Genomic DNA, 13,156 nt, shown 5'->3' with positions numbered 1-13,156 from the left:
AATAAATATAATGTTATAATGAGGGAGTTATTGAAATGAATTATCATTTCTTAACTCCTTTTCATAACTTATACATAACTTTTATGGAAAAATTAGAAATTTTGAAATGCTTATCCAAATTTGTATGCTAAATTTGGTAATCGTAATATAATGTTTTTATTATTGTCTTATTATTAATGGAAGTTATAAATTGAAATATTACTTAAAAAATTGAGGTGTAGCGCGTGAGCTATTTAATTACAATATTAGCGTTCATCATAGTATTTGGTGTACTAGTCACTGTTCATGAATATGGACATATGTTCTTTGCTAAAAGAGCAGGCATTATGTGCCCGGAATTTGCTATTGGTATGGGCCCTAAAATATTTAGTTTTAGAAAAGATGAAACCTTATATACAATTCGAATTTTACCTGTAGGTGGGTACGTTTGTATGGCAGGAGATGGACTTGAAGAACCACCTGTTGAACCTGGTATGAACGTTAAAATTAAATTAAATGAACAAGATGAAATTACACATATCATCTTAGATGATCAACACAAATTTCAACAAATTGAAGCAATTGAAGTAAAACAATGTGATTTTAAAGATAATTTATTTATTGAAGGAATTACTTCATATGATGAAGAACGACATCACTTTAATATTGCTAAGAAAGCATATTTTGTTGAAAATGGTAGTTTAATTCAAATTGCCCCAAGAGATCGTCAATTCACACATAAAAAACCTTTACCTAAATTTTTAACATTATTTGCAGGACCATTATTCAATTTTATTTTAGCAATCGTCTTATTTATTGGGTTAGCTTATTATCAAGGTACACCTACAACAACAGTAGGAGATTTGGCAAAAGGTTTACCAGCTGAAAAAGCAGGCCTAAAAGCTGGAGATAAAATTGTACAAGTCGGCAATCATAAGGTTAAAGACTACAATGATATTAAAAAGGTTTTAGATAAAAATAAATCTGCTAAAACAACTATTAAAGTTGATCGAGATGGCAAGACTAAATCAATTGATTTAGAACCTAAGAAAAGAGAAATCAAACAAACTAAAAATAAATCTGAAACCGTTTATCAAATTGGTTTTATACCAGAGAAAGAACACACCGTATTTAAACCTTTAGTTATGGGTGTTGAACAATTCTTCAAAGCAGGCACTTTAATATTTACAGCTGTTGTCGGAATGATAGCTAGTATTTTCACAGGCGGATTTTCATTTGATATGTTAAATGGTCCTGTTGGTATATACCATAATGTGGATTCAGTGGTGAAATCAGGTATCATTAATTTAATTACTTATACAGCACTATTAAGTGTTAACTTAGGAATTATGAATTTATTACCAATACCTGCATTAGATGGCGGACGTATTTTATTTGTTTTCTACGAAGCAATATTTAGAAAACCTATAAACAAAAAAGCAGAAACGACTATTATTGCAGTCGGCGCTATTTTCGTAATTATTATTATGATCTTAGTTACTTGGAATGACATACAACGATATTTCTTATAAATAGGGAGGCAAAGTTACTATGAAACAATCTAAAGTTTTTATACCAACAATGAGAGAAGTACCTGCAGAAGCAGAAGCTTTAAGTCATAGATTACTATTAAAAGCAGGTTTAATTAAACAAAGTACGAGTGGAATTTATAGTTATCTACCACTAGCAACTCGTGTACTTAATAACATTTCTAAGATTATTCGTGAAGAAATGGAAAGCGTGGATGCTGTTGAAATTTTAATGCCAGCGTTACAGCAAGCTGAATTATGGGAAGAATCAGGTCGTTGGGGTGCCTATGGTCCTGAATTAATGCGTTTAAAAGACCGTAATGGACGCGAATTTGCACTAGGACCAACACATGAAGAAGTCGTAACATCACTTGTAAGAGATGAATTAAAATCATATAAGCGATTACCGATAACATTATTCCAAATTCAATCTAAATTCAGAGACGAAAAACGTCCTCGTTTTGGCTTACTACGTGGAAGAGAATTTATTATGAAAGATGCATATTCTTTCCATGCTGATGAAGCTTCATTAGATGAAACATATCAAGACATGTATAACGCATATGATCGCATCTTTAAACGTGTAGGTATCAATGCGCGTCCAGTTGTAGCAGATTCTGGTGCTATTGGTGGTAGTCATACTCACGAATTTATGGCATTAAGTGAAATTGGTGAAGATACTATTGTTTATAGTAACGAGACAGACTATGCTGCGAATATTGAGAAAGCTGAAGTCGTATATCATGCCAATCCTAAAGAATCAAGCGGTAAAGCTATGGAAAAAATAGCTACACCAGGTGTTAAAACATCTCAAGAATTAGCAGACTTTTTAAACAGACCGTTAGATGAGATTGTTAAAACAATGATTTTCAAAGTAGATGGCGAATTTATAATGGTGTTGGTTAGAGGGCATCATGAATTAAATGACGTAAAATTAAAAGCTTATTTTGGTACTGATAATATTGAAATGGCTACGCAAGATGAAATTGTCAATTTATTGGGTGCTAGTCCTGGTTCATTAGGTCCAGTTCACGATAAAGATATAAAAATTTACGCAGATCATTTTGTGAAAGATTTATCTGATTTAGTTGTGGGTGCAAATGAAGATGGATATCACTTCGATAATGTACAATTAGACCGTGATTTTAAAGTAGATGAATTTGGAGACTTTAGATTCATTCTCGAAGGAGAAACATTAGCTGATGGTTCTGCTGCACAATTTGCTGAAGGAATTGAAGTAGGACAAGTATTCAAACTCGGTACTAAATATTCTGAAGAAATGAACGCAACGTTCTTAGATAATCAAGGAAAAGCTCAGCCGCTTATTATGGGATGTTACGGAATTGGTGTATCAAGAACGTTAAGTGCAATCGTTGAACAACATAATGATGATAATGGAATTATTTGGCCTAAATCAGTAACACCATTTGATTTACATTTAATCACTATTAATCCTAAAAAAGATGACCAACGCGAACTTGGAGACCAATTGTATAATCAATTAATGAAGCAATATGATGTATTATATGACGATAGACAAGAGCGTGCCGGCGTTAAATTTAATGATTCAGATTTAATTGGATTACCTATTCGAGTTGTTGTGGGTAAACTTGCTTCAGAAGGAATTGTTGAAGTAAAACAACGTTCAACAGGAGAAAGTGAAGAAATTCATATTGATCAATTAGAAGATTACATTAAAGATTTATATTTAACATTAAACTAAATTACGATTAATAAATATTGTATAAGAAATATTTACATTATTTAGTATTCGAGCATTGAGTAGGAGTGTGATAACGAATTCAAATTGAGTTCTTATCCACTCCTTTATTTTCTTTTAAAATTTCAAAATGTAATCAATGAAATATAAGTCATTTAAGCGTATAATATAATATAATATAATATAAATTTGCTTTGAACTTCATAGCATAAATCAGTATAATTTGTAGCATTGATATCATATTAATCATGGGAATTTTCGAGAGAATTATATATTTAAGGTGGTTTTCGTATTGGCAATGACAAATCAGGAAAAATTTAAAGTACTTGCTGATCAAATTAAAATTTCTAATCAGTTAGATTCAGAAATCATAGAGCAAGGCGAGTTAACAAGAATTAATGTCTCAAGTAAAAACAGAACATGGGAATTTCATATTACATTGCCGCATTTTTTATCACATGAAGACTACTTACTCTTTAATCATGCAATAGTAGAAGAGTTTAAAGAAATAGCTACTGTAAAATGCTATTTCACAGTAAAAAATACAGATAATCAAGATGAACATGCTATCAAATATTTTGGGCATTGTATCGAACAAACAGCATTGTCACCTAAAGTTAAAGGTCAGTTAAAACAAAAACGTTTGATTATGTCAGGTAACATTTTAAAAGTAATGGTATCTAATGATATCGAGCGTAATCACTTTGATAAAGCATGTAATGGTAGTTTAATAGCAGCATTTAAAAATTGCGGATTTGATATTGATAAAATTGTGTTTGAAACAGATAATACCAATCATGATGATGACTTAGCGTCACTAGAAGCACATATTCAAGAAGAAGATGAACAAAGTGCACGAGAAGCTACTGAAAAATTAGAAAAAATGAAAGCTGAAAAAGCTAAACAACAAGATAATAATGAAAGTGATGTAGATAAGTGTCAAATTGGTAAACCAATTCAAGTTGAAAATCTACGTTCTATAGAGTCTATTATCGAAGAAGAATTTAAAGTGGCTGTAGAAGGTGTTATTTTTGATATCAACTTAAAAGAGTTAAAAAGTGGACGCCACATTGTAGAATTAAAAGTAACAGATTATACCGATTCATTAGTGTTAAAAATGTTTACACGTAAAAATAAAAATGATTTAGATCATTTCAAAGCATTAAGTGTAGGTAAATGGGTACGTGCACAAGGTCGTATCGAAGAAGATACATTTGTCAGAGACCTAGTTATGATGATGTCTGACATAGAAGAAATTAAAAAATCTCCTAAAAAAGATAAATCTGAAGAAAAAAGAGTTGAATTCCATTTACATACATCAATGAGTCAAATGGATGGTATTCCTAATATTAGCGGATATGTTGACCAAGCCGCTCAATGGGGACATAAAGCTATAGCTGTTACTGACCATAATGTTGTTCAAGCATTTCCAGATGCCCATGCAGAAGCTGAGAAAAATGGTATTAAGATGATATATGGTATGGAAGGTATGTTAGTAGACGATGGCGTTCCAATTGCATATAAACCTACTGATCGAGATTTAAAAGATGCTACCTATGTAGTATTCGACGTTGAGACTACAGGTTTATCAAACCAATACGATAAGATTATTGAATTAGCTGCCGTTAAAGTACACGATGGAGAAATCATTGATAAATTTGAGAGATTCAGTAACCCACATGAAAAACTATCCGAAACAATCATTAACTTGACACATATTACAGATGACATGTTAACAGATGCTCCAGAAATCGAAGAAGTGCTTACAGAATTTAAAGAATGGGTTGGCGACGCAATATTTGTAGCTCACAATGCTTCTTTCGATATGGGATTCATTGACACGGGTTATGAACGATTAGGCTTTGGACCATCAACTAACGGAGTTATTGATACGTTAGAATTATCACGTACAATCAATACAGAATACGGAAAACACGGTTTGAATTTCCTTGCCAAAAAATATGGCGTGGATTTAACACAACATCACAGAGCCATTTATGATACCGAAGCAACTGCTTATATTTTCATTAAAATGGTACAACAAATGAAAGAATTAGGTGTAACTAACCATATTGATATAAATAAAAAGTTAACCAATGAAGATGCTTATAAAAGGGCAAGACCTTCACACGTCACTTTAATCGTACAAAACCAACAAGGATTGAAAAATCTATTTAAAATAGTAAGTGAATCGCTAGTTACTTATTATTACAGAACACCTAGAATCCCTAGATCGTTATTAAATGAATATAGAGAAGGTATACTTGTTGGAACTGCATGCGATGAAGGTGAGTTATTCACTGCAGTAATGCAACGTGATCAATCTGAAGTTGAAAAAATAGCTAAATATTATGACTTTATAGAAGTACAACCTCCTGCATTGTATCAAGATTTAATCGATCGAGAACTTATCAGAGATACTGAAACATTACATGAAATCTATAATCGATTAATAGAAGCGGGTAAAAGTGCGAATATCCCAGTTATTGCGACAGGTAATGCACATTATTTATATGAACATGATGCTATTGCACGTAAAATACTTATTGCTTCACAACCAGGTAATCCGTTAAATCGTTCGACATTACCAGAAGCACATTTTAGAACAACTGATGAAATGTTAGATGAGTTACACTTTTTAGGCGAAGAAAAAGCATATGAACTCGTAGTAACTAATACTAATGCTTTAGCTGACCGAATTGAACGTGTTGTTCCGATTAAAGACAAACTATATACACCGAGAATGGATGGAGCTAACGAGGAAATTCGAGAATTAAGTTATAGCAATGCTAAAAAGTTATACGGCGAGGACCTACCTCAAATAGTTATTGATCGTTTAGAGAAAGAATTAGATAGTATTATAGGTAATGGTTTCTCAGTTATTTATCTAATTTCACAACGTTTAGTTAAAAAATCATTAAATGATGGTTATTTAGTTGGTTCACGTGGATCAGTTGGATCAAGTTTTGTGGCAACGATGACAGAGATTACTGAGGTTAATCCATTGCCACCTCATTACATTTGTACGCACTGTAAAACGAGTGAGTTCTTTGATGACGGTTCTGTTGGTTCAGGATTTGATTTACCTGATAAGAAATGTTCACAATGTGGTAATGATTTAATTAAAGAAGGACAAGATATCCCGTTCGAAACATTCTTAGGATTTAAAGGGGATAAAGTACCCGATATTGACTTGAACTTTAGTGGTGAATACCAACCCAATGCACATAACTATACAAAAGTATTGTTTGGTGAAGATAAAGTTTTCCGTGCAGGTACTATCGGTACAGTTGCTGAAAAAACAGCATTCGGTTTCGTTAAAGGTTATTTAAATGATCAAGGTATTCACAAACGTGGCGCAGAAGTTGACCGTTTAGTTAAAGGTTGTACAGGCGTTAAGAGAACTACAGGTCAACACCCTGGTGGTATTATCGTTGTTCCAGATTATATGGATATTTATGATTTTACACCAATACAATATCCAGCCGATGATCAGAGTTCAGCTTGGATGACAACACACTTCGATTTCCATTCAATTCATGATAATGTATTGAAACTCGATATACTTGGACACGATGATCCTACAATGATACGTATGTTACAAGATTTATCTGGCATTGATCCTCATACGATACCTGTTGATGATAAAGAGACGATGAAAATCTTTAGTAGTCCTGAAAGTTTAGGCGTTACTGAAGAAGAAATTTTATGTAAAACAGGTACGTTTGGCGTCCCTGAATTCGGTACTGGATTCGTAAGACAAATGCTCGAAGATACTAAGCCAACTACTTTCTCTGAGTTAGTTCAAATTTCAGGATTATCTCATGGTACAGACGTTTGGTTAGGTAATGCACAAGAATTAATCCGTGCAGGCATTTGTGATCTATCATCAGTAATTGGTTGTCGTGATGATATTATGGTGTATCTAATGTATGCAGGGTTAGAGCCTTCTATGGCCTTCAAAACGATGGAGTTTGTGCGTAAAGGTCGTGGTTTGACTGATGAAATGGTTGAAGCTATGAAAGAAAATGATGTCCCAGATTGGTATTTAGATTCATGTCGTAAGATTAAATACATGTTCCCTAAAGCCCATGCAGCTGCCTATGTATTAATGGCAGTTCGTATTGCGTATTTCAAAGTGCATCATCCACTATATTATTATGCATCATACTTTACTGTTAGAGCATCTGATTTTGATTTAATTACAATGATTAAAGATAAAGAAAGTATTAAAAATACAGTTAAAGATATGTACTCAAGATATATGGATTTAGGCAAAAAAGAAAAAGACGTGTTAACTGTTCTTGAAATTATGAATGAAATGGCACATCGTGGTTACCGCATGCAGCCTATCAGCCTTGAAAAAAGCCAAGCATTCGATTTCATAATTGAAGATGACAGTTTAATTCCACCGTTTATTGCTGTTCCAGGACTAGGGGAAAACGTTGCTAAGAGAATTGTTGAAGCGCGAGAAGAAGGACCATTTTTATCAAAAGAAGACTTAAATAAAAAAGCAGGTCTATCACAAAAAGTAATTGAATACTTAGATGATTTAGGTTCATTACCGGGCTTACCTGATAAAGCACAATTATCAATTTTCGATATGTAAATTTAAAATAAGAGTTAATTTTAGTAATCAATTTATAGAATAACTATTTCATTTTAATGAACAACCATAGTGATTATGCTGTGATTTGTTTACAAGTGAAACTTATGATATACTTATGTTGCTTAAAAAATTAGTAACTCAGGCAAAAGAGTGGGCATATACCCGCTCTTTTCTATTTGCCTAAAAGGGAGGCCTGTATGAGTAAAATAGCTGAACAAGTAGAACCTATTATTCAACCCGTATTAGATGACCTTAACTTTGAACTAGTTGAAATTGAGTATGTTAAAGAAGGTAAAGATCATTTTTTAAGAATTTCTATAGATAAAGATGGTGGCGTTGATTTAAATGATTGTACGTTAGCATCTGAAAAAATCAGCGAAGCAATGGATGAAAACGATCCTATACCTGAAATGTATTACCTTGATGTTGCTTCTCCAGGTGCTGAAAGACCTATTAAAAATGAAAAAGCACTTAAAGATGCAATTACACATCCTATCTTTGTATCACTTTATGCACCTATTGAAAAAGAAAAAGAATGGTTAGGTATTTTAAAAGATGTCAAAGAGGATATTATACTAATAGAAGTTAAAGAAAAATCTAAAACTAAAACGATAGAAATACCACGCAATAAAATTGCAAAAGCACGTCACGCAGTAATGCTTTAACGTGGTGAGGAGGAAAAATCGTGTCAAGTAATGAATTATTATTAGCTACTGAATATTTAGAAAAGGAAAAGAAAATTCCTAGAGAAGTTTTAATTGATGCAATTGAAGCAGCTTTAATTACAGCATATAAGAAAAACTATGATAGTGCTAGAAACGTGAGAGTAGAGTTAAACATGGATGAAGGTACTTTCAAAGTTATAGCAAGAAAAGAAGTTGTTGAAGAAGTATTCGATGACAGAGAAGAAGTGGATATTAGTACAGCATTAGTTAAAAATCCAGCATATGAAATTGGTGACATTTACGAAGAAGACGTAACACCTCAAGATTTCGGACGCGTAGGTGCTCAAGCTGCAAAACAGGCTGTTATGCAACGCTTAAGAGATGCTGAAAGAGAAATTCTTTATGATGAATTTATCGACAAAGAAGAAGACATTTTAACAGGTGTTATTGATCGTGTTGATCATAGATATGTATACGTAAATTTAGGCCGTATTGAAGCAGTATTATCTGAGGCTGAAAGAAGTCCTAATGAAAGTTACATTCCAAACGAACGAATCAAAGTATTTGTTAATAAAGTTGAACAGACAACTAAAGGACCTCAAATTTATGTTTCAAGAAGCCATCCAGGTTTACTAAAACGTTTATTTGAACAAGAAGTACCTGAAATCTTTGACGGTACAGTTATTGTTAAATCTGTTGCACGTGAAGCTGGCGATCGCTCTAAAATCAGTGTTTATTCTGAAAATCCTGATATCGATGCAGTTGGTGCATGTGTAGGTTCTAAAGGTGCACGTGTAGAAGCGGTTGTTGAAGAACTAGGTGGAGAAAAAATTGATATCGTTCAATGGAATGAAGACCCTAAAGTATTTGTAAGAAATGCATTAAGTCCATCACAAGTATTAGAAGTCATTGTTGATGAAGAAAATCAATCAACAGTTGTTGTCGTTCCAGATTATCAATTGTCATTAGCTATTGGTAAACGTGGTCAAAATGCACGTTTAGCTGCTAAACTGACTGGATGGAAAATTGATATCAAATCTGAAAGCGATGCACGTGAAGCGGGTATTTATCCTGTTATTGAAACTGAACCTATTGCGGACGAAGTAGTCAATACAGGTGACGAAGATGTTGAATTTGATGATGTGAATTTAGAAGAATCTAATTTAACAACTGCAGAATTAGCTGCTGAGACAGATGAAGAATTAGAAGAAACAGATGACGTTTCTGTTGAAGATAAAGATACAGAAAAATAGGTTGGAGTGATGATGTAACATGAAAAAGAAAAAAATTCCAATGCGTAAATGTATCATATCGAATGAAATGCATCCTAAAAAAGATATGATTAGAGTTGTGATCAATAAAGAAGGCGAAATTTTTGCTGACGCTACTGGTAAGAAACAAGGACGAGGTGCTTATGTTTCTAAAGATGTCCAATTAGTAGAAAACGCACAACAAAAAGAAGTTTTAGAAAAATATTTTAAAGCGTCAAAAGAACAATTAGAACCTGTTTATAAAGAGGTTATTCGTTTAATTTATAGAGAAGAGATTCCAAAATAATGAATGAGAAGATATTTAATTTTTTAGGGCTTGCAATGAGAGCTGGCAAAGTGAAAACGGGTGAATCAGTTATTGTCAATGATATGCAAAAAGGCAATATAAAATTAGTTATATTAGCTAATGATGCTTCTCCTAACACTATGAAATTAATACAAAATAAAACTTCGAGTTATAAAGTGCCATTAAGGGTATTTGGAACTAGAGAAGAGTTAGGGATAGCTATTGGTAAAGGTGAGAGGGTAAATGTAGGTTTAACTGATCAAGGTTTTGCCAAAAAATTGCTATCTATGATAGATGAATATCGTGAGGAGTGATTATATGAGTAAACAAAGAATTTACGAATATGCGAAAGAATTAAATCTAAAGAGTAAAGAGATTATAGATGAATTAAAGAGTATGAACGTTGAAGTGTCAAATCACATGCAAGCTTTAGAAGACGACCAAATTAAAGCTTTAGACAAAAAGTTCAAGCCAGAACAAAGCAAAGAAAACACTAAAAATACTCAAAATAATCACAAAAAATCTGAAAACAAACAACAAAACAATCAGAAACAAAATAATAATAAATCAAATAATCAAAGTGGTCAGAATAAAAACAACAAAGGTAAACAACAAAACAACCAAAATAATCAAAATAACAACAATAATAAGAAAAATAATAAGAATAACAAAAATAATAAAAACAATAAAAAGAACAACCAAAAACAAAACAACCAACAACAAGCAGAACCTAAAGAAATGCCATCAAAAATTACGTACCAAGAAGGTATTACAGTTGGCGAATTAGCTGATAAGTTAAATGTTGAATCTTCAGGTATTGTTAAAAAATTATTCTTATTAGGTATTGTTGCAAATATTAATCAATCATTAGATCAAGAGACATTAGAGTTAATTGCAGATGACTATGGTGTTGAAATCGAAGAAGAAGTTGTTATTGAAGAAGAAGACTTATCAATTTATTTCGATGATGAATCAGAAGATCCAGATGCAATTGAGCGTCCAGCAGTAGTAACAATCATGGGACACGTTGACCACGGTAAAACAACATTACTAGACTCAATTCGTCACACTAAAGTAACAGCAGGTGAAGCTGGCGGTATCACTCAACATATTGGTGCTTATCAAATTGAAAATGAAGGTAAAAAAATCACTTTCCTTGATACACCAGGACACGCAGCTTTCACTACTATGCGTGCACGTGGTGCTCAAGTGACAGATATTACAATTTTAGTAGTAGCTGCTGATGATGGTGTTATGCCTCAAACTATTGAAGCAATTAACCATGCGAAAGAAGCCAATGTTCCAACAATTGTAGCAGTTAATAAAATTGACAAACCAACATCAAATCCAGACCGTGTTATGCAAGAATTAACAGAATATGGTTTAATTCCTGAAGACTGGGGTGGCGATACTATCTTTGTACCACTTTCAGCTTTAAGCGGTGATGGTATCGATAATTTATTAGAAATGATTGGTTTAGTAGCAGAAGTACAAGAATTAAAAGCTAACCCAGAAAAACAAGCTGTAGGTACAGTAATTGAAGCAGAATTAGATAAATCACGTGGTCCAGCTGCATCACTATTAGTACAAAACGGTACATTACACCAAGGTGATTCTATCGTAGTTGGTAATACGTATGGACGTATTCGTGCTATGGTAAATGATTTAGGACAACGTATTAAAACTGCTGGTCCATCAACTCCAGTTGAAATTACTGGTATTAACGATGTACCTCAAGCAGGCGATCGCTTTGTAGTATTTAAAGACGAAAAACAAGCTCGTCGTATTGGTGAAGCACGTCATGAAGAAAGTGTTATCCAACAACGTCAAGAAAGTAAAAATGTTACTTTAGATAACTTGTTTGAACAAATGAAACAAGGTGAAATGAAAGACTTAAACGTGATTATTAAAGGTGACGTTCAAGGTTCTGTTGAAGCATTAGCTGCATCATTAATGAAAATTGATGTTGAAGGTGTAAACGTACGTATCATTCACACTGCTGTAGGTGCGATTAATGAATCAGATGTAACATTAGCCAATGCATCAAATGGTATTATCATCGGATTTAACGTTCGTCCTGATTCAGGAGCAAAACGTGCTGCTGAAGCTGATAATGTAGATATGCGTTTACATCGCGTTATCTATAACGTTATCGAAGAAATTGAATCAGCAATGAAAGGTTTACTTGATCCTGAATTTGAAGAACAAGTGATTGGACAAGCAGAAGTACGTCAAACATTTAAAGTATCTAAAGTTGGTACAATTGCAGGTAGTTATGTTACTGACGGTAAGATTACACGTAATGCAGGTGTACGTGTTATCCGTGATGGTATCGTACAATTTGAAGGTGAATTAGATACACTAAAACGTTTTAAAGACGATGCTAAAGAAGTTGCTCAAGGTTATGAATGTGGTATTACAATTGAAAAATACAATGACCTAAAAGAAGGCGACATTATTGAAGCGTTCGAAATGGTTGAAATTAAAAGATAATTTATACTAATGATTTATTCGAGGTTGAGACTGGCGACACTTTTTGAAACAACGTTAAGTTTCTGAAAAGAAAATTGCCTTGATCTCACCTCTTATTTTAACTAAAGAAAAATTTAGAAAGGGTGACAAAGATGAGCAATATGAGAGCAGAACGTGTTGGCGAACAAATGAAAAAAGAAATCATGGATATCGTTAACAATAAAGTGAAAGACCCACGTGTTGGTTTTATCACAATTACTGATGTTGAATTAACAAATGATTTATCTCAAGGAAAAGTTTATTTAACAGTTTTAGGCGATAAAAAAGAAGTCGACAACACATTTAAAGCATTAGAAAAAGCTAAAGGCTTTATCAAATCTGAGCTTGGATCACGCATGAGATTACGTATCATTCCAGAATTATCATTTGAATATGATGAATCCATTGAATACGGAAATAAAATCGAACGTATGATTCAAGATTTACACAAACAAGATAAATAAATATAGCATGACAACACTTAGCCTGGGAAACTTTTTTCTCAGGCTAAATACATATAAAATGACTGAATAGATTTTAAATATCTATCAAACGAATCATATTACTAATTAGTAGTGGTATAATA

At 32.9% G+C, this 13,156-nt stretch carries 9 protein-coding genes; all 9 read left to right on the top strand.

Translation table 11 applies throughout. The features are described from left to right. Positions 1-224: 224 nt before the first annotated feature. Entirely contained in the window at positions 225-1,511 is a 1,287-nt protein-coding gene (gene rseP / locus CD121_RS01105) for an RIP metalloprotease RseP (RefSeq protein ID WP_126567297.1), read from the top strand. A 19-nt stretch (positions 1,512-1,530) separates the two neighbouring features. Then, the gene (locus tag CD121_RS01100; RefSeq protein ID WP_126567296.1) at positions 1,531-3,231 is read left to right on the top strand and encodes a proline--tRNA ligase; all 1,701 of its coding nucleotides are present in this window, start codon (positions 1,531-1,533) and stop codon (positions 3,229-3,231) included. Positions 3,232-3,526: 295 nt separating this feature from the next. Next, positions 3,527-7,837, top strand: coding sequence for a PolC-type DNA polymerase III (locus CD121_RS01095; protein ID WP_126567301.1), 4,311 nt, complete (start codon positions 3,527-3,529; stop codon positions 7,835-7,837). Positions 7,838-8,034: 197 nt separating this feature from the next. Next, a complete protein-coding gene (gene rimP, locus CD121_RS01090; protein ID WP_017638370.1) occupies positions 8,035-8,502 on the top strand; it encodes a ribosome maturation factor RimP in 468 nt (155 codons plus the stop codon). 20 nt (positions 8,503-8,522) lie between these two features. Then, positions 8,523-9,755 (top strand): transcription termination factor NusA, encoded by a 1,233-nt coding sequence (gene nusA, locus CD121_RS01085; protein ID WP_017638369.1) that lies wholly within the window; start codon positions 8,523-8,525, stop codon positions 9,753-9,755. A 19-nt stretch (positions 9,756-9,774) separates the two neighbouring features. Beyond that, entirely contained in the window at positions 9,775-10,059 is a 285-nt protein-coding gene (gene rnpM, locus CD121_RS01080) for an RNase P modulator RnpM (RefSeq protein WP_017638368.1), read from the top strand. Beyond that, positions 10,059-10,373, top strand: coding sequence for a L7Ae/L30e/S12e/Gadd45 family ribosomal protein (locus CD121_RS01075; RefSeq protein ID WP_017638367.1), 315 nt, complete (start codon positions 10,059-10,061; stop codon positions 10,371-10,373). Before rnpM ends, CD121_RS01075 begins: the two co-directional genes overlap by 1 nt. Before the next feature lie 4 nt (positions 10,374-10,377). Further along, on the top strand, positions 10,378-12,552 hold the full coding sequence (gene infB, locus CD121_RS01070; protein ID WP_046466616.1) for a translation initiation factor IF-2: 2,175 nt from the start codon (positions 10,378-10,380) through the stop codon (positions 12,550-12,552). A gap of 131 nt (positions 12,553-12,683) precedes the next feature. Next, positions 12,684-13,034 (top strand): 30S ribosome-binding factor RbfA, encoded by a 351-nt coding sequence (gene rbfA / locus CD121_RS01065; RefSeq protein WP_017638365.1) that lies wholly within the window; start codon positions 12,684-12,686, stop codon positions 13,032-13,034. Positions 13,035-13,156 lie beyond the last annotated feature (122 nt).

This window comes from Staphylococcus pasteuri (genome assembly GCF_003970495.1).
Taxonomy (GTDB): Bacteria; Bacillota; Bacilli; order Staphylococcales; family Staphylococcaceae; genus Staphylococcus; species Staphylococcus pasteuri.
Note: the sequence above shows the minus strand (reverse complement) of the source record. Positions and strands in the feature narration are given on the sequence as shown.

Bases quoted from the DNA above. Each gene is read 5' to 3' on its own strand.
- infB (WP_046466616.1), top strand. From the start codon at position 10,378: ATGAGTAAACAAAGAATTTACGAATATGCGAAAGAATTAAATCTAAAG.
- rimP (WP_017638370.1), top strand. From the start codon at position 8,035: ATGAGTAAAATAGCTGAACAAGTAGAACCTATTATTCAACCCGTATTA.
- CD121_RS01075 (WP_017638367.1), top strand. From the start codon at position 10,059: ATGAATGAGAAGATATTTAATTTTTTAGGGCTTGCAATGAGAGCTGGC.
- rbfA (WP_017638365.1), top strand. From the start codon at position 12,684: ATGAGCAATATGAGAGCAGAACGTGTTGGCGAACAAATGAAAAAAGAA.
- CD121_RS01095 (WP_126567301.1), top strand. From the start codon at position 3,527: ATGACAAATCAGGAAAAATTTAAAGTACTTGCTGATCAAATTAAAATT.
- CD121_RS01100 (WP_126567296.1), top strand. From the start codon at position 1,531: ATGAAACAATCTAAAGTTTTTATACCAACAATGAGAGAAGTACCTGCA.
- rnpM (WP_017638368.1), top strand. From the start codon at position 9,775: ATGAAAAAGAAAAAAATTCCAATGCGTAAATGTATCATATCGAATGAA.